This window comes from Psychromonas sp. SA13A (genome assembly GCF_011378715.1).
Classification (GTDB): domain Bacteria; phylum Pseudomonadota; class Gammaproteobacteria; order Enterobacterales; family Psychromonadaceae; genus Psychromonas.
The window spans coordinates 154,546-173,483 of the sequence record NZ_WTKU01000004.1 but is presented as its reverse complement, the minus strand read 5'-3'; the positions used below and the strand labels follow the sequence as shown (position 1 = coordinate 173,483).

Annotated in this window: 14 protein-coding genes and 1 pseudogene; 10 read left to right on the top strand and 5 right to left on the bottom strand. The window is 36.4% G+C overall.

Annotated elements, in window-relative coordinates; translation table 11 throughout:
• Positions 1-204 precede the first annotated feature (204 nt).
• A complete protein-coding gene (cysZ, locus tag GQR44_RS06090; RefSeq protein WP_166370320.1) occupies positions 205-972 on the bottom strand; it encodes a sulfate transporter CysZ in 768 nt (255 codons plus the stop codon).
• 246 nt (positions 973-1,218) lie between these two features.
• Between cysZ and zipA the strand changes: the two genes are divergently transcribed.
• The 7 genes and pseudogenes from zipA to GQR44_RS06055 all read left to right on the top strand — a co-directional run bounded on the left by zipA (position 1,219) and on the right by GQR44_RS06055 (position 9,825).
• Positions 1,219-2,154 carry a cell division protein ZipA gene (gene zipA / locus GQR44_RS06085; RefSeq protein ID WP_166370318.1) on the top strand — a complete coding sequence of 312 codons (936 nt, stop codon included), beginning with the start codon at positions 1,219-1,221 and terminating at the stop codon, positions 2,152-2,154.
• Positions 2,155-2,242: 88 nt separating this feature from the next.
• Positions 2,243-3,397 (top strand): annotated as a pseudogene (ligA, locus tag GQR44_RS06080) (NAD-dependent DNA ligase LigA); the annotation flags it as partial.
• Between the two features lie 88 nt (positions 3,398-3,485).
• A complete protein-coding gene (locus tag GQR44_RS06075; RefSeq protein ID WP_166370316.1) occupies positions 3,486-5,441 on the top strand; it encodes a helix-hairpin-helix domain-containing protein in 1,956 nt (651 codons plus the stop codon).
• Positions 5,442-5,881: 440 nt separating this feature from the next.
• Entirely contained in the window at positions 5,882-7,108 is a 1,227-nt protein-coding gene (locus GQR44_RS06070) for an ABC-three component system protein (RefSeq protein ID WP_166370314.1), read from the top strand.
• Positions 7,105-7,614, top strand: coding sequence for an ABC-three component system middle component 4 (locus tag GQR44_RS06065; protein ID WP_166370312.1), 510 nt, complete (start codon positions 7,105-7,107; stop codon positions 7,612-7,614). Before GQR44_RS06070 ends, GQR44_RS06065 begins: the two co-directional genes overlap by 4 nt.
• A complete protein-coding gene (locus GQR44_RS06060; RefSeq protein ID WP_166370310.1) occupies positions 7,614-9,596 on the top strand; it encodes an exonuclease SbcC in 1,983 nt (660 codons plus the stop codon). Before GQR44_RS06065 ends, GQR44_RS06060 begins: the two co-directional genes overlap by 1 nt.
• Before the next feature lie 73 nt (positions 9,597-9,669).
• Positions 9,670-9,825 carry a hypothetical protein gene (locus GQR44_RS06055; protein ID WP_166370308.1) on the top strand — a complete coding sequence of 52 codons (156 nt, stop codon included), beginning with the start codon at positions 9,670-9,672 and terminating at the stop codon, positions 9,823-9,825.
• A 401-nt stretch (positions 9,826-10,226) separates the two neighbouring features.
• Here the strand turns inward: GQR44_RS06055 and GQR44_RS06050 are convergent, their stop codons facing one another.
• The 4 genes from GQR44_RS06050 to GQR44_RS06035 all read right to left on the bottom strand — a co-directional run bounded on the left by GQR44_RS06050 (position 10,227) and on the right by GQR44_RS06035 (position 14,569).
• Complete coding sequence (locus GQR44_RS06050) at positions 10,227-11,393, bottom strand: ROK family protein (RefSeq protein WP_166370306.1); 1,167 nt, start codon at positions 11,391-11,393, stop codon at positions 10,227-10,229.
• A gap of 144 nt (positions 11,394-11,537) precedes the next feature.
• Positions 11,538-13,076 (bottom strand): tripartite tricarboxylate transporter permease, encoded by a 1,539-nt coding sequence (locus GQR44_RS06045; RefSeq protein WP_166370304.1) that lies wholly within the window; start codon positions 13,074-13,076, stop codon positions 11,538-11,540.
• Between the two features lie 5 nt (positions 13,077-13,081).
• Positions 13,082-13,543, bottom strand: coding sequence for a tripartite tricarboxylate transporter TctB family protein (locus GQR44_RS06040; RefSeq protein ID WP_166370302.1), 462 nt, complete (start codon positions 13,541-13,543; stop codon positions 13,082-13,084).
• A gap of 57 nt (positions 13,544-13,600) precedes the next feature.
• Positions 13,601-14,569, bottom strand: a complete 969-nt coding sequence (locus GQR44_RS06035) for a tripartite tricarboxylate transporter substrate binding protein (protein ID WP_166370300.1) — start codon at positions 14,567-14,569, stop codon at positions 13,601-13,603.
• Positions 14,570-14,763: 194 nt separating this feature from the next.
• On the opposite strand from GQR44_RS06035, the gene GQR44_RS06030 reads away from it, so the two are divergent.
• From GQR44_RS06030 to GQR44_RS06020, 3 genes are all read left to right on the top strand, one after another.
• Entirely contained in the window at positions 14,764-16,230 is a 1,467-nt protein-coding gene (locus tag GQR44_RS06030) for a sulfatase-like hydrolase/transferase (RefSeq protein WP_166370298.1), read from the top strand.
• An 85-nt stretch (positions 16,231-16,315) separates the two neighbouring features.
• Positions 16,316-17,362 (top strand): PTS transporter subunit EIIC, encoded by a 1,047-nt coding sequence (locus GQR44_RS06025; protein ID WP_166370296.1) that lies wholly within the window; start codon positions 16,316-16,318, stop codon positions 17,360-17,362.
• Positions 17,363-17,595: 233 nt separating this feature from the next.
• Entirely contained in the window at positions 17,596-18,561 is a 966-nt protein-coding gene (locus GQR44_RS06020; protein ID WP_166370294.1) for a hypothetical protein, read from the top strand.
• The last annotated feature ends 377 nt before the right edge of the window (positions 18,562-18,938 follow it).

The window sequence follows — 18,938 nt, the reverse complement described above, 5'->3', positions numbered from 1 at the left end:
GGCGATGATTGATATTTTTAGTTTGTCATTGATGGAACTATTTCATTAATGGACATCGAATATAAACCTATCCTGATCGAATGATCAGGATAGGTTTTTTTGTATGTGTAGTTTGTATGTGTAGTTTATATGTGTCATTTAATAATGACACTAACCATTATCAATCGTCATGGATTAATAATGGTTGAACTCTATTCTTGAGGTTTATTGATCTATAGTTAGTGCTTGATTTTTATAGATATCAACCCAAGCAGCGGTTGCACCACAAACAGCAATGGGCATAATAATAAAGTTTAAAATAGGTAACGTAGTGCAGAGGCTAATTACCATTCCAAAGGTAATATTTTTACCGTAGCGTTTTCCTAAAATGGTGCGCATGCTAGTAAAAGAAACTTTATGATTGTCAAAGGGGTAGTCAGCGTACTGAATTGCCATCATCCATCCTGCAAAGATAAACCAAATAATAGGCGCGACGGTTTGGCCCACCACTGGTATTAAAAATAGAATTAAACAACCTAAAATACGAGGCAAGAAATATAGCCATTTTTGGCATTCTCGTTTAAATATTCTTGGTAAATCTTTAAATAAATCCTGCCAACCTTCATCATTGATAGGTTTATTGGTTAATAACATTTCAGTCTTTTCAGCTAACAAACCATTGAATGGTGCCGCAATTAAGTTGGCAATAGTCGAAAATATAAATGAGAATAAAAATAAAATAGAAAAAATAATGATTGGCCAAAGCACATAGGATAACCAAGTTAAAATAGATGGAAGCTCCTGCATGTAAGCATCTATCCAGTCGGTAATGCTAGAAAATAAAAACCAGAATGCACTGGCGAAGATCAATACATTAATAAATAATGGAATGAGTACAAACATTCTTAGTTGGGGATGACGAAGAAGTTGTACACCTTTAAATAAATACCCTATGCCGGATAATGGCTGATGAATTAAACGTTCATTGTTCATGATTAAACCTTGTCATTGTTATATCAGACGATATTACCTTGTATAGCGGTTATCATTCAAGATACAAAAATCAATGCTTGTTGATAGTAAATGGACATAAAGTGTAAATATTCGCTAATAATTGATCTCTTTTATAAATTCCTTAGCAGTTTTGCAAAAAATTAGTGGCAAATGATAGACGCACAGCTTGATACAAGGTAATTTAAGGGTCATAAAGTTATCTATGATCAATCAAGAGAATCAATAATGCAGCACTTTCAACCTATTCTTATTGCAATTGGTATTTTGGCTATTGCCGGCGTATTAATTCATGGTTTTTTACTCAACAGGAAAAACAAGTTAGCCTTGCTCGCGGAACAAGAAGAGAAATATGATGAATTGGAAGAAGGAGACGAATCCTTTAATGATCAAGATAAACAATCATCTAACTCATTCAATCGTGAACGTGACTTTGATTCAATGGCTTTTTCTTCACATCTTTCAGACGATAAAGATCAGTCAGAGGTGATCAATTTTAATATTGATGCACAAGAAGACAATAACGATACCGACCCTATTGTATTTCAAGACGAAAAAGATCAAGTGATTGATAAACTTGAGCCTGAAAGCAAACAACAGCCTGATGTAAATAACATCACCAGTGTTGATCAGATCATCAGTGATATTGAATTAGCAAATAAAGATGACATTAAAGCTACTGACCCTAAACAAGCTATCGACGCTAAGCAAGTAAGTGAAACTGCGCAAACTAGCCAAGTTGAACAAAAGCTGCCCGATGAATTATTTATTTTTAATATCGCTGCCAAACAAGGCGAACGTTTAGGTGGTCATGAGCTATTGCAATTCTTTTTAACATCGGGTTTTCGTTATGGAGATATGAATATCTTCCATCGACATGAGCATTCAGACGGTACTGGTGAAATATTATTTAGCATCGCTAATATGATGGCACCGGGCACCTTTGATTTAGATTATATGGAACAATTTAATTCTCCTGGTATTTCATTTTTCTTTACCGCCCCAAATGATAAAATTAGTGTAAATAAATCCTTCGATATGATGTTGCGGGCAGTAGAGCAAGCTGCAGAAGAATTTGACTGTGAAGTTTTAAATGAAAAAAGAGAGAAATTTACCCCTGAACAATTTATGGAGTATCGTCAGCGTTTACAACAATACCAATAACATTGAAAGGGCATTTACCACTTTCTAGAAGAACCTCGTTTACGAGGTTTTTTTATTAGTAAAAACAAATAAATAAGAGCAAAGATTGATGAGTGATAATAAGCAAACAGTAGAACAACAAATACAACAACTAAGCGAATTATTAGAGGAATATAATTATCAATATTACGTACAGGATGCTCCTTCGGTACCTGATGCGGAATATGATCGTGTTTTCCAAGCTTTACAAAAGCTTGAAATAGAAAATCCTGATTTAGTCTCGATCAATTCACCAACTCAAAAAGTAGGTGGTGCTGCTTTATCAAAGTTTGAACAGGTAACACATCAATTACCTATGTTGAGTTTAGATAATGTGTTTGATAGTGACTCATTAAATGATTTTATGCAGCGTGTGATGGATAAATCCCCTCTAGCTGAAACCGCTTTTTGTATTGAACCAAAACTAGATGGCTTAGCAGCTAGTATCATTTACGAAAATGGTGTATTGGTTCAAGCGGCAACTCGAGGTGATGGTCTAACTGGCGAAAATGTAACAGAAAATGTTAAAACCATTACTAATTTACCACTCAAGCTTCGAGGGGAGAATATACCCGCGGTGTTAGAAGTACGTGGTGAAGTCTTTATGTTAAAAGCCGGGTTCGACAAATTAAATAAAGGGTTGATTGCCGCAGGTGAAAAACCTTTTGTTAATCCTCGCAATGCCGCCGCCGGAAGCTTACGCCAGTTAGATTCAAAAATAGCTGCTGTACGTCCATTAGCTTTTTATTGTTATGCGGTTGGAGTTTTTGAAGGTGAGTTAGCGAACAGTCAATATCAACGTATTGAGCAACTAAAGGCTTGGGGCTTACCCGTTTCAAGCGAAGTAAAACGTGTTATAGGTAAAGATGCTTGCCATGATTTTTACGACAAGATTGCACAAAAAAGAGCGTCTTTAACTTATGAAATAGACGGTGTTGTTTATAAAGTGGATGATATTGCTCTACAACAAAAAATGGGGTTTGTTGCTCGTGCTCCGCGCTGGGCTACTGCCTATAAATTTCCGGCTGAGGAAGCTGTAACAGTTGTAGAGAATGTAGAATTTCAAGTCGGGCGTACTGGTGCTATTACGCCGGTTGCGAAGTTGAAGCCAGTTTTTGTTGGTGGTGTGACAGTCTCTAATGCAACGTTACATAATAAAGATGAAATTCAACGCTTAGGGATTTTGATTGGCGATGTTGTTGTTGTAAGACGAGCAGGTGATGTGAATGTCATGTTCCCTCATTCCTCCAATATTTCCTCAAGTAGAAACTCTTACTTTAATTCTTGTTCCGCTCATTAATAGGTATTGTTCCATGTCAGAAGTAAAATTAAATAAAGAACAATTATTAGTTATTGATAAACTGGATATTAATATTGAAGGCGAAATTAATTCTTTGGAATTACTGTTTGAGCGTTCGATGAATGATATTTCATTAGAAGATTTATTAATTATCCTTAAAGTATCAAATGCTCTATACCGTTCTAGTACTCGAATAATTGATGATGACGATTATGACTCATATATCGCAGAATTAAAGAATAGAGATCCTGATCATTCTTATTTATCAACTATTGAACCTGAAATATTAGTAGAAAGTAAAACAGTAGCTTTACCCGAGAAAATGTTATCTACAGATAAAGCATATTCATTTGAAGCAATAAGAAAATGGACTGATAGGTTCTTAAAAGCAGCAGAAGAAATTGGTGTTATGGAGTCTGAAATCCAAATAAGAGTAACGCCTAAGTTAGATGGGTATGCAGCATACGATGATGGAATATCTCTTTATACTCGTGGCGATGGAATTAGAGGCCAAGATATTACCCGAGCTTTTAATAAAGGACTTCAAGTTGCAAATTCGGGATCTAGAGGTTTAGGGCCTGGTGAAATAGTAATTAAGAAAAGTTATTTTGATTCAATTCTTAGTAAAAAATTTGAAAATTCAAGGAACATTCAAGCGGCTATAATTGCAGAGAAAAAAGTTGATGAATCTATCCAAAAAGCAATAGACGAAGGAGCTTGTGTTTTCTTTCCATTTTCACTAATTGAAAATTGGACTGGCCATTATAAAGAAATTTTAACCGATTTTGATAAAATCGTTGATAAAATTTGGACTTCTGTAGATTATGATATTGATGGAGTAATTCTAGAAGTAACAAATGAAACTCTAAAAGAGCATATGGGGGCTACTCGTCATCACCATAGATGGCAGATTGCCTTTAAAGTGAATGCAGAATCGGCAGAAGTTAAAGTATTAGAAGTAACTCCACAAACATCTAGAACGGGCCGGGTGACGCCAGTAGCTGAATTAGAGCCGACTAAGTTGAGTGGTGCAACGATTAGTCGAGCTACAGTGCATCACTATAATATGGTAAAAACTAATGGTGTTGGTCCAGGTGCAATTGTTCAATTGGTTAGAAGTGGACTGGTTATACCTAAAATTGAAAAAGTGCTTAAATCCGTTGCACCTCAATTAGCAGAAAGTTGCCCTAGTTGTGGAACCCATTTAATTTGGGAATCAGACCATTTGGTATGTCCTAATAAAACGGATTGCCCTGCTCAAACAGAAAATACACTGGTGCACTTCTTCAAAACGCTTGGCAATATTGATGGTTTTGGTCCAAAAGTAATTGAGAAGCTTCATGAGTCAGGAATAAAGAAAATCCATGAAATTTATGAGTTACAGCAATTCCAATTTATAAGTTTTGGCTTCGGTGATAAAACAGCTCAAAACTTAGTTGAACAGCTTAAAATTAGTCGTGAAGTTGAAATAGAAGACTGGAGGTTCCTAGCCGCTTTTGGTGTTAGTCGAATGGGAGGAGGTAATTGTGAAAAGTTATTGCATCACCATACTTTAGACTCTTTATTTGAAGCTACAATAGAAGATTTAGTGAAACTTGATGGATTTGCTTTGGTTAGTGCAGAGGCTGTTGTAGAAGGATTAGCCAATATAGAAGAAGAGTTTCGAAAAGTTCGAGCATTAGGTTTTAATTTGGCAATCACGCCGAAGGCTTCAGAACAATCAGAAGGTGAAACACCTATTTTTGGTAAAATAGTTGTATTTACTGGCTCGATGACTCAAGGCTCTAGAGGGGATATGGAAAAAGACGCTAAAGCATTAGGTGCTAAGGTCGCTAAATCAGTAACAGGAAAAACCTCATTACTTGTAACTGGTGATAAGGTCGGGGCAAATAAAATTAATGCTGCTCGGGACAAAGGGGTTCAAGTTTTATCAGAGTTGGAGTATTTAGATTTAATATCAAAAAAATAAAGAATTTATTTATCCCCTTAAAATATTTAAAGGGATAAATTTAGTTTTCGACTATGTGCGTTTTAGATATTTCAATGAAGATAAAAATTGGATTGTGGAATTTTAACTAGATATATAGCAATAGTATAATTCGATTATACTATTGCACTGAGTATTATTAAACAAGTTCATAATCGTAAATCCCCATCGTCACAATCTATGTAAATATCACCTTCTTAAAAAATCCAAATATAGCCGGAGCATAAGACACTCAATTGAATGTTATTTAAAAAGTAGTGAAAGCATTATTTTATTATGAGACTTAGTAGTAAGATATCAATTTTATTGATTTTAAAATACAATTACATGATGTAAGTTATTATTTATTTTGACTATTAAGGTATATTAGCATAGGTATGTGCTAGCTGTTTTTAGTTGGGTTTTTATATAGAAGGTTAAATATGGATAATGATTTTGTCTTTTTTCAACAACGTAAAAGCTGTAACAATTTGGTTTTGTTTGTGCATGGATTTACAGGCGATAGTCATAAAACGTGGACTAATAAAAGCGAAGTATCATTTCCAAACCTTCTGCTAAAAAATGACTATATCAGCGACCATTTTGACGTGGCTTCTTATGGATATTTTTCGACACTAGTTGATTTATTTGGTATCAATAAAGAAAAATTTCGACGCATAAAAAATTTTTTCAGGAAAAAAACTCATAAAAATGAAAGTAATTTAGAAATAAATGAGTTAGCTAAAAATTTAAGTGGTCATTTAAGAATAACATTATCCCAATATGACAATGTTTACATTATTGCTCATAGCATGGGAGGGTTATTAACTAAATGTCTTATAACAGATGAATTAAAAGAAAATGGTTGGACGAAAGTTAAATTATTTCTATCTCTAGCTGTACCTCATCAAGGTGCTGAGATGGCTGTGATTGGAGGGCTTTTCAGTAATAATTTACAGCTAGGTAACTTAAACCCTGTAAATAAGTTTATCAATAAGCTAAATCAAAAATGGGTAGACTTGGATAACAAACCTACTACAAAGTACTTTTATGGTAGTTATGATGTTGTTGTATCTCAATACAGTGCTGTTGCCATTGATAAAATAGAAAAAGATATAATTAGTGTTGCTGAAGATCATGTTTCAATATCAAAACCAGCGAGCGTTAATTCTATTGTTTATAATAGTGCTTGCCTATTTCTAACAGAATCACATAAGCATAATCATGTTGGAGAGGTCGGCTATCAGAAGTGTATTGAGGAAGATTCATATGATGAATACTTATTCCTTATAAAACTAATTATTGCTGACATAGCAAAAGAATCACAAGATAATGCAAAAGAATTGTTTTTCAATGCAGAATATATGTCGAAACACTTTAATTCACACCATGATAAAAAACAGTTGCAGAAACTTTTTGATAATATTCGTCAGTTATACAAAGATAGCTATGATAAGTACTTATCAGACGAAACTATGAATTCAGGTAAATTACTGGCTGAGGTACATACTAAAATAACATCTGAAGATTCCGGTTTACTCAAAAGCTTAATTTCTACACTTCAGCCTTATCATAAAAAAGGGATGTTGCATCAATTAGCAAATGATCAAAACTCTGATATTTGGTGGGCTTCGAATGAAGCGATTCAATTCAAAGGAATTGATAAATGAGATTACCATTCCTAGATGCTGATGATGATCTTTTTATTAACTTATCAATTGTACTTTTAATTATTACAGCGCTTGGGAAAACTAATAGAGGAGCTTTAAAAGTTAACAACGAAATGCTACATATTTTCTTATATTTGGTTAAAAACCCTATAGTATTAAATAAAGTTTTAATGATTTTAAATAAAAATACTATCCAACTTAATGAGTCTGACAGTTATTCAATCTCTTCAATTTCCCCTAATATTGATCTCTTGTTTGATAGAAATCTCATACAGTCTTTACTTACTATCTTGATATCTAAAAAGCTTATCGAAGTAATTTACAAAAAAAATGATGGTTTTTTTTATATTGCTAGTGAGCAAGGCGTTTTGCTTACATCAAAGTTACAAGATGAATACTTGTTAGATGTTTCTCACAGGTGCGAAAAATTGAAAGGTATTTTAAGTATTAGTAAATCTCTTTTGAATCAATCTATAAATAATACTCTCAGCAAGGAATCTTATTAATGGCAAGTAGCATATTGATAAACCAGCTCATTGTCGTAGGCATAAGAAAAAATTACACCGTTAATTTTCGTGCCGGGGTCAATATTATTTACGGGGATTCTGCGACAGGAAAATCCAGTATCTTAAATCTAATTGATTATTTATTAGGAGCTAAACGTTTTCTTTTGTATCCAGAGATTATATCTACAGGTAGATACGCAGTTCTTGATGTAACCTTAAATGACTTTAGATGCTCAATAAAAAGAGACATATTTGATCCAGCAAAACCAATTGAAGTTTACCCATGTTCATTTGATAAAATAGAACAATTTGCTGCAAATAAGTACTTGCCATCATTTAATCCTATTTCGAAATATCCAGAAATGGAATTTTTTTCGGAGTTTTTAATAAATTCATTAAATCTAACAAATCTAAAAATAAAGCAGTCTCCCAAAAAAGATGAATCATCGCTTGCTCGTTTGAGCTTTCGAGACTTAATTAAATATTGTTATGTTAATCAAGATGACCTAGGTAGCAAAAATTACTTAAATCCAGATAATTACGTATTACAAACCAGAAATGCAGAAGTATTTAAATACATTTTCAATGCATTAGACAGTCAAGTTTCAGAGCTGGAACAAAATATCTCAGAAAAAACTAAACAAATGAATATTCTAATTAGCAAATATACTACTGTTTCTGAGTTTCTAAGAGAATCTGAATTTGGAGATATGCAAAAGTTAGATAAGGATATTGATAAAATCGACGACGAAGTTATTTTAATTCAGGAGAGCATATCGGAGTTAAACAATAGGGTTATAGCTGATAATGATGTATTCAGAGCTATAAAGTCAGTAATGGCTGGAATGGAGTTAGATAAAAGTGTACTCAAGCAGAAAGCCATAGAAAATGAACAAAAAATTGAAAAGTTCTCTCGACTTCAAAATAATTACTTAGTTGATATTAAAAAATTTAATTCAACATTAGCATCTCGTGAATTCATAGGTGAAATACCTGATGAATTATCTTTGTGTCCTGTTTGTGATAATTCACTTGATTTAAAATCCGCTAAACAAAAATTTGAAATAGCTTCCGCTGAAAAAGTAAATCAAGAAATTAACTCCTTAAAAAGAAAAGTAAAAGATACTGAGCATTTAATTAATGAAAGCCGAAAGCAATGGGAATTTAATAAGTTAGATCTAAAGCAACTAGAAGTTAATGTGAGTAAAGCAAGAGAAGCGATCGAACTTAACACTAAGGAGTTAACATCACCTTATTTAGCAGAAAGAGATATGCACGTTAAACAATTGGGTGAAGTTCAACAAAGAAGAAAAGAATTTGTTTCTAGGCTAAAAGTTAGAAATCAACATAATTATTTGAGAACTAAAATCAAGTCTCTAGAAAGTGCCATTATTGAATTAAAAATAGACCTTGAGAAATTAACTGAAAATACTCCATCAATGGCTGATGTTATTTCTAATTTATCTGTCCATTTAAAAAATTATCTTCAGTTTATTAAAATAAAAGATCCTTCAGGAATAAGCCTTACTAGTGATAAGTTTGTCCCTGTAGTCAGGGGCGTCGAATATGGGAATATCCCGTCAGGGGGCCTAAGAACAATTGTAGGGATTGGTTATTTATGCTCATTAATGGAAGAAGCATTAGTAACTGAAATGAGCTATCCATCTTTCCTTATGATTGATACTGTTGGTAAGTATCTAGGGAAGACGAAAACTCATAGTAAATACACTGAAGAGACATCTCAAGGAGAAGACTCTCATGAAGGAGTTTCAGACCCTCTTAAATATCAAAATATTTTTGAATACATAATTAATATTTCAGACCAATATGAACAACAACAACGCATTTGCCAGTTTATTCTTGTAGATAATGATGTGCCGGACCACATTATAGATGAGTTGTCAGGTTTTATTGTGGCTCAGTTTAGCTCAGAAAGAATTGATGGTTTACCCGTTGGATTTATAGATGATGCAACTGTTTGATGTAGTTTACAGATATTTAACAATAAACTAAGTCTCGCACACTTAATGTTGCGCTGAGTTGCAGGGGGATTCAATGTGTTTTTACGTAGATGAAAGCGGTCAAACCGGACTAGAGTTATTTGATGAGAACCAACCTTCTTTATATTACGGAGTCTTAAGGTCAAAAGTAAATATTGATGTGTTAGCTTTATCAAAGGTAAAAAATAAGAAAATTATTACAAGTTTATAGATTACATGCAGCAGATTTAGGGAATGGAATGTTAATAAAAATTGTAGAAGATATTGCCTCTCTACAAAAAAGTATGATATGAAATTCGCTTTGCCAATTATCTATGATTTCATCTGATAACCAAATATCAATACGGCCACGATCACGTAGATTTTGGTTGTACTCGGCATAATTAGATTGTCGATAAGTGTGTTTTTGAAGTGGTGATGTTTGGATAAGTTGTGTTTCTGAGGCATGATTATTAGAACAATAATCGATGAAGTTTGACCATAATAAAGGAAGGTACGCGTCAGTCAATATTCATTATTAACTGAGCGCTTCAACAAAGCCAAGCAATCTAAGGAAACTCAATTTGACCTAAAAGCCAATCATTCAACTTATAATCCAGACAAGTAGGGGAATTAGCGTTTACTAAACGAAGCGTCTCTCGTGGAAAATGTATCGTATAAGGGCAATATTGCTGCTCCTAAAGCTGTTAAATGATCCAACCACTCACCAGCAACAAGCTTGCAAGGGTGGTGATGAATTGAAAAGTGTTTATCGACACTAAGGTTGACTCTGTCGCAAATCATTTGATTTATAAACTGAGGAAGTCTTCCACCTACCACAATTGTGTTTATGTCTAGAACGCTAATTGCCGTTATCAAGATAGGGGCTAATTTTCTTGCTGCGTCATCAACCCAATATTCAATCAGCTCTCTTTGGCGATCATCTATTGAGCTTAAATCAGTCAAGTTTACATCCGTGTCACCATTTGACACAGAAAGTACTTCTTGCAGATCCTGAAGAGAGCAGCAATCAACTAGGTTACGAAGCTTTCCGTTATCGTTAACAGAGGATAATGCCATATCACCAGCACGACCATTTGAACCACGGTACAACTCGCCGTTTAAAATAATTCCACCACCAAAATATAAACCTGTGTATAGGTAAATAAAGTTACTGGTAACCTTGCCGTAACCAAAGAAGTTTTCAGCAATTGTTGCCACTGTCGCCACTCTTTCAACAACGATAGGGCAGCCAACACATCCGATGAAGTAAGCTTTTACATCAATATTCTGCCAAGTGTTAAATTGCTTAGGAACATCTCCATGCTCTAAAGCGCCCATAAGGGAAGAGATGGCAATCCCACAACCTTTAATCCTATCTGCATTAGCGCTGAGTTTTGTTTTCATATCGGCAACAGTGGAGGATACGTAATCAAGGGCTTGCTCTGGGCTAGGGTACATTATCTCTATCGTCGCGCTGTTTAGCACTTCTCCACAGAAGTTAAGCAAAGCAATTGATATATTATCCCGTTCAATACTTACACCTAGCGTATAAAGCGCGTCGGGATTTAGTTTTAAGCTGATAGCAGGCTGACCACGTCGTCCCAACTTTTCTCGACCAGCGTTTAAAAGCAGACCTCTATCGATAAGTTCATCCGTTATCACAGACACTGCTGGGTGACTTAAATTGATAATCTTAGCCAGTTGAGGGCGAGCAATCGAAATGTGCTCTCTCACAATTTGAATAATTCTCTGCTCATTATGAGCTCTCACTAAGGTTGAGTCGGTTCCTTTCTTCACACAATTAATCCCATTGTTAAATTCAGCGATTTATGAGTTTGGCTTAATAGTGGTCGCCCCAACTAATAAGAATAAATGCAGCGTATTTCACCTAATTCACTGACTTATCATATCTTATTTTGAGTTGAAGTCGACCTTGTAAAATTATGATTGTGTAACAGTTTCAGTTTTAGTTTTAGTTTCAGTTTCAGTTTTTGCTTTTTTCATTTTGCTCAAAGTCCGAACCATTGGGTACACAATCGCTACGACGGTAAGTGTCAAGATTGTTAAAGTTATCGGTTGTCCCATTAAGTATTCCGAATAACCATCTCCTGCAAGCATTGATGTCCTTCTCAGATTGACTTCAAACACTGGCCCAAGAACAAAACCAATTGCAAGTGGTGACAAAGGTATATCAGCCTTTCTCATCAAATAACCAAGCACACCAAATATCCACAATTGCCATAAGTCGAGAGTGTATGATTGCACAAGGTACGTACCAACAGAGCAAAGGATTAAGACGGTCGCCAAAAGAGTTGCGTAGCGAACTTTAAGTAACTTAACAAAGATGGGCCCAAGAAAAAAACCAACTGGAAGAAGTATTAGCGCACCCATTAAAAATGCACCGAAAATACTATTTACAATTGCTGAATCGGTAACAAACAACCTCGGGCCAGGGTTTAAGCCTTGAATAAGCATACCTCCCATCATTGCAGCAGTCGTAGGATCTCCCGGTATACCAAGAGCCAACATCGGTATCATGGCACCACCACCTAGCGCAGAGTTTGAAGCTTCGCTAGCGACAATGCCCTCATCAGAACCTTTACCAAATTTTTCAGGCTCTTTGGAAAAATCTTTTGCCACTTTATAGCTCATAAATCCTGCTGTCACACCACCCACACCCGGGATAACGCCAACAAGAACGCCGATGATACTCGAACGTATTAGGCAGAGTTTATGGCGCAGCATTGTCGTTAATCCACTAATCTGAATACCCACCTTGCCAAGTGATTGACTAGCTCTTTTTGGTGACTCAAGTTGTATAATCAACTCAGATACAGCGAATATCCCCATCATAAGAGCAACTTCACTCACACCACCTTGAAGTTCAACATAACCAAAGGTGAATCGTTCAGTGCTGATAAGTGGGTCGTTCCCTATCGTTGCCAAAATTAACCCCAGTAATCCCGCTAGAATCCCCTTAGTAGTTGATCCTTCAGATAATGAAGCTATTCCTGTTAAGCCAAGTAAGGCAAGTGCGGCTGTTTCGGCGGGTCCAAAGTTCAATGCAAAGGATGCAAGCATTGGGGATATTATTATAAGCATAATTGCGCTTATAAAAGTGCCAGTAAAAGATGAAAAAAGTGAGATTGATATTGCTTCTGATGACTTACCCTTTAGAGCCATTGGGTAACCATCAAGTAAAGTTACTGCAGCCTGAGGTGTACCCGGAATACCAAGAAGTGTAGATGATATTGCTCCACCATAATTACCACCTATGAATATGCCAATCAATAAAGAAATAGATGGTAGTGGGTCAAGGTAAAACGTAAAAGGGATTGCCAGTACAACACCAAGTAGTGGACCCATCCCCGGAAGGACACCTACAATAACGCCAAAGGTGACACCTAAAGCAAGTATAAATAAAGAATGGGCATCAAATAGAATGGTAAAAACTTCTGCCAGAGTGGTTAATATGTCCATAATAATTACTCGTATAGAAAGTTAAGAAAGCCTAGTGGTAGGATGATATTGAACCCAAGGTAGACTAGTGTAAAAACAAAAACTGTTAAACCACTCGGTATAGCAAACAACCTAAATTTATTTCGTTCACCAGCCAGCAACATTATTGCGCAAAGTAGAATTGTGCACGAAAAAATAAACCCAAGTGAATCCAGGTTATATGTAAAAAGTGCAAATAGGATAAATGAAAGCGGTAGAAATCGTGAAACTGAGAAAGAGCTTGTTTTTGAGTTGAACATGGACTCAATAGCAATTATCAACCCAATGATAACCATCAAAATTCCAAGAAGTTGGGGGTAACCTTCAGAGGGCATCCCAACGCCCATAGAAAACGGACTTGCCAACTGAGAGCTTAGGTAATACAGCCCAATACCGAACAAAACTGCAATAACAGCGACGGCCAAATCAGTTCTATTTTTTAATTTCATCGTAGACTCCTGACTACTTATTGGCTACTGCTTTTACAGCAGTAGCCAATTTTAGGTTTATTTCTTTATTAGTTTTAGAATCTCAGGTTTCAAAAGGTTGTCGGTGTCTTCCCAAAGCTGCTGGAATTCTTTGTAATCACCATACAAAGGCGTCTGCTTTACTGACTTCATTTTATTAATGTATTCATCTGAGCGAACAGTTTCATCGAATACTTGACGTAAAAAATTAAGTCGCTCTTGTGGTAACCCTTTTGGCACAACGAGACCTGACCAACCTAGACCTGTAGTGCCAAGCCCTAACTCATACCCCTGTTCTTTTGCCGTAGGCAATTCAGGAAACAAGGCTGCTCGCTCAGGCATAAACAACGCAAGATACTTTAACTCATCGCCAAATGTATGTTTTGCACCAATGCCAGTGATTGCGTACTCTGTAACACCTCCAAGTAACGCTTTTAGGTTTTCAGCCTCACAATCGGAGAAGGGAATAGGGTTGAAGTCGTTCATCGTATCTGAAACTTCGTGGAACCTTCGTAAAACTATGTGCGCTAAACCAGTAAAGCCACACACACTCGCGTTTACCTTTTTATCCTTGTCTTTAAGCCACTGAACAAACTCTTGTGCATTGTTTGCGGGGTGATCGCTGCGAACAACAAGCATGAAAAGGTTTGCATTTGTTTGCACTATCGAATCAAAGTCATCGTAAGTGTAACCAATGTTTGGATTGAAAATTGGTGCCATTACTTGTGTTGCAACCCAAGCATTCATAACTGTGTAGCCATCTGGATCTGCCTTTAAAGCTGCAAGTTGAGCTGTCCCGCCGTTTCCACCTTGAATATTTTGCACAACAATCGGTTGACCAAAACGCTTCTCTGCCAATTCTGCAATTATTCGCATAGGTATGTCTCCAGCGCTCCCCGGAGCCCAAGGTTCGATAATTGTAAGGGGTTTTTCAGGGTAAGCTGCCATTGCAGTAACAGCGCTAGTTGCGATTACTGCACATATCGCGTTTCTAATGGTTTTTTTCATTTCAGATATCCTTTTGCTTAGTAGAGTGGTTTGAATGATTTTTATTATTAGTATGCTTAAAGTAATGACTAAGCAATAAATAAATCAACAAGATTTATTTATTGTGAGTGTCGTCTATATTTTAAACATAGTGGCTATTTTTCATCCGTCTATTTGATAAGTTGTGCGTTAACAATAACATTAAGGATTAGCCAATGAATAAGCCTAATATCATTTGGTACTGCACAGACCAACAGCGCTGGGACACTATCTCAGCATTAGGTAACAGTCAGATACGCACCCCAAACCTAGACAAACTAATAAAACGTGGTGTTGGCTTTAAAAACGCATATTGTCAAGCTCCAATTTGCACACCAAGTCGCGGTTCGATGCTAACTGGAAAGTACCCGAACTCAATACCGTTACATCGAAACGGGAATGAGTTTTTTCCTGATGGAGTCCCTCTAGTAACAAAGATTCTCGAAGAAAATGACTACGACTGTGGTCTTGTTGGGAAGCTCCATTTAAGTGCAGCTTTTAAAGACGAAAAAAGAGTCGACGATGGCTATAGGGTATTCCATTGGAGTCACCACCCTTACCCAGATTTTGAAGAAAACCACTCTTACGATGACTGGTTAAGACGTGAAAAAGGAATTGACCCCAAGGAGCTTTATGAGCAGTCAGCTACTTTCTGTGGAGAGGGTGTGCCAAGAGAATTTCACCAAACAAGATGGTGTACAGAGATGGCAATACGATTCATCGACGAAAAGAGAGATCGACCTTGGATGCTCAGTTTAAACCCTTTTGATCCTCATCCGCCATTTGATCCACCTGCAGAGTATTTGAATAAGTACAACCCGGAGGATTTAGATGAGCCACTTTTTCAACCAAGTGACATTGACCATCAAGAGTTGTTTAGATTTATAGATCAGCAAACTCAGGTAGCTGTTGATCCAAGGGGTGATGCATCGCAAGCAACGGAGCAAAAGCCTATAGACAAATCAGAGGCTTCGTATACACCTCCAGATGCCTACAATGGTCGCGAAGTAAAAGCTGCATACTACGCGATGATTGAACTTATCGATGATGAATTTGGGCTACTTGTTGAACATTTGGAAAAAATTGGAGAATTGGAGAATACAATTATCATTTTCCACAGTGACCACGGAGAATTACTTGGTGATCACGGGTTAATTTACAAAGGTGCACGTTTTTACGACGGGCTAGTTAAGGTGCCGTTAATAATCTCGTGGATGGGGAAAACTGTTGAAAATGTCCACAGTGATGCGCTCGTAGAATTGGTTGATTTAGCGCCTACAATCTTAGATTTAGCAGGAATAGACATTCCATACGATATGCAAGGTAAAAGCTTAAAAACTTTATTAACTGGCAACTCTGACGCCCAGTCACACAAACCTCACGTAATGTGTGAATACAATGACTGCCTCGACCTGCCGGATGCCACTCACGCAAGTATGTACTACGATGGTCGCTATAAATTGGTCGTTTACGCTAATCACGATATAGGAGAGCTTTACGATCACAAGTATGACAAAAATGAATTCAAAAACTTGTGGATCAGTGATGAGCACCAAGCGCTCAAAGGTCAACTACTCAAAAAACATTTCGATGCTTATTTAAACACCTCTACAGCTGGTATCAATCGAATTGCCCCATATTAAAAACTAAAAACGGGGGCACAAAGTAAATATTTGTGTGCCCGTAATCTTAGTTTCCAAAAAAATGCTCTTCCAATAAGGTCAACTTATGTACGCTGTAGATGCAAAAATTAAAATTAAAATTAAAATTAAAATTCAAGATGCAGGTCGCTTCCTTTCAAGTATGGTGATGCCAAATATCGCTGCTTTTATTACTTGGGGGCTGCTAAGCGCTTTATTTCTACCCAATGGCTGGATGCCAAATAACACAATTGCGTTGATGATACCGCCTATATCAAACTACCTTTTACCATTACTGCTTGGTTACACGGGTGGCAAGATGGTTGCAGGCGAGCGTGGGGCGATTGTGGGTGCCATTGCAACATTAGGAGTGGTCGTAGGTAGTAATACCCCTGTTTTTGTGGGAGCCATGATCATAGCGCCATCAAGTGCTTATACTATAAAAATTTTCGACTCAATGACTGATGGAAAGGTTAAAAGTGGTTTTGAAATTCTAGTTGGTAATTTTTCCGTTGGTATCATTGGGATGCTGTTTGCGATACTTGCCCTTTTTATCGCAGCACCAGCAACTGAGGCAATCACATTACAAGTGGCAAGTGGAATGGGTTACATAATAGATTCCGGTCTTTTACCTTTGATATCCATACTTGTCGAGCCAGCCAAACTACTATTTTTGAATAACGCTTTAAACCACGGAATTTTTACGCCACTTGGTATTGAGGAAGTAAACAATGTTGGTCAATCAATTTTATTTTTACTTGAGGCAAACCCCGGAGCTGGTTTAGGGATCCTTCTAGCTTACGTTCATGTTGGAGAGAAGCCTCAGAAAGCAACAGCTGGCGCAGCATCTATCGTCCATTTTTTCGGTGGTATACACGAAATATACTTTCCATATGTATTAATGAAACCAAAGCTAGTTGTTGCATTGATTTGCGGGAGCATGTCAGGAATTTGGATTTTAACTATTTTCAATGCAGGGGTTGTATCAATAGTTTCCCCCGGTTCAGCAATTGCAATTCTAATGATGACATCCAAGTCATCACTAGTTGGTGTGAGTTTATCTATTGCTGTATCTGCCGTAGTTTCGTTTGTGATTTCTCTTTTGATTATAATGAGCTCCAAAAAAAAGAATTAAGTTGATTTAATGTGGCTTTGTTTCAGTACTCAATGAATGCACTTTGTCTTTTGACGTAATTAAGCCACTCGTTAGTTATTGGTCATCAGTGGGACTATGAAAAATATTAAGTTAACTTCTCACAAAGTCAAAGGTCACAAGTTAAATGATAATAGCTTTACATTTTACACTTTACACTTTACAGACTATGATTATGTAAAGTGTAAAGTGTAAAGTTAATCTGAGGTGGAATCATGTCTAAAAATAGAAATGATATACAAGCAGTTGTATTTGTAGCTTGCGAGACAATGTTACGCGAGGGAATTAAAGCTAATAATATCACTGGACGAAAAATTTCTGCACAAGATGAAGTCGCATGGTCTCATACAACGGTTACCCCCTTCGTAAGAAAGTGGCATGAACACAGGGCAGAGAAAGAACGAGAAGCCATTAAACTGACACAGATGTCGCAGACTTTCGTAAAAGCTCTCCATAAAGAGGTCGAAGAGAGAGTTGTTGCCTTGCGAGAAATCGATACTGAACAGATGCAAATGCTACAGAATGAATTGCAAGACATGATCGAGACTAATGGAAATGTTGAGCATGAACTAACTGAGACTAAAGAAAGCCTTGCAAAGAAAACTGAAGTAGCATCACAAGCAACTGCACTGGCCGAACAGTGCAAGAAAGACAAGTCGAAATCTGATAATGAACACAAAGCAGCTATTGATGCACTTCAATCTCGCTACAATGAAGATGTAAAAGAGCTTAAGCAGACAATTGATAGTGATCAGTCGAAGTATATTTCTGAGCGTACAGAACTTAAAAATGAAAATAGAGATGCTATTCAAAAACTTACAAAACAGAACGATGAGTTGCATACAGATCTAAAAAACAAAACAGCCGAGTGTGCAGAGGCTAAAGTGAAGTCAGAAAGTTTTGAAAAAATAGCTTCAGAATTAGAAGTAGAGAAAAATAAAACCGACAAACTAAAAGAGGAAATGATAAGGCAGAAAGCAAGCATAGACATTAAGCAACAAGCCCTAACGTCAGCCGAACAAACAACTTTAGACTGCAAGAGCCAGCGAGACAAAGCTCAAGTCGCTAGAGAAACAGTAGCACTTGAGCTAAAAGAGCTACAGCACGTTTATCAAGAAGTTTTGATAAAAATAGCAACTACTAGCAACATACTAGATTCCGATAAAATTCCGAATAAATAAACTTACTAGTAGTAGCTTCTTCTGGGATAAAAGCTCATTGGAATGCCTTTACCCCTTGTAACCATAGGGTGTCTAAGAAATGCTATTGATTACGTTTCAATATTTGAGGAATACTACAGCCCAGGTTTTATAGCATGTTGCCTTGCAGTAGCTGGCTATTCACCATCTACATATTTATACCAGCCAGTGTAGCAATACCCGCATGGTTCATCATCAAACTTACGCATTGAAATAAGTTTTTCTTTTGTCCATTTTTCAAAGAGTGGATCTACATTTTCTGCAAGAAAAACATGTTCTTTTCAAAATGACCATCACTATTATAGTCATAAACATATGTTTCCGATGCAATAGGATCAATAACAATAAATTCATCGTCT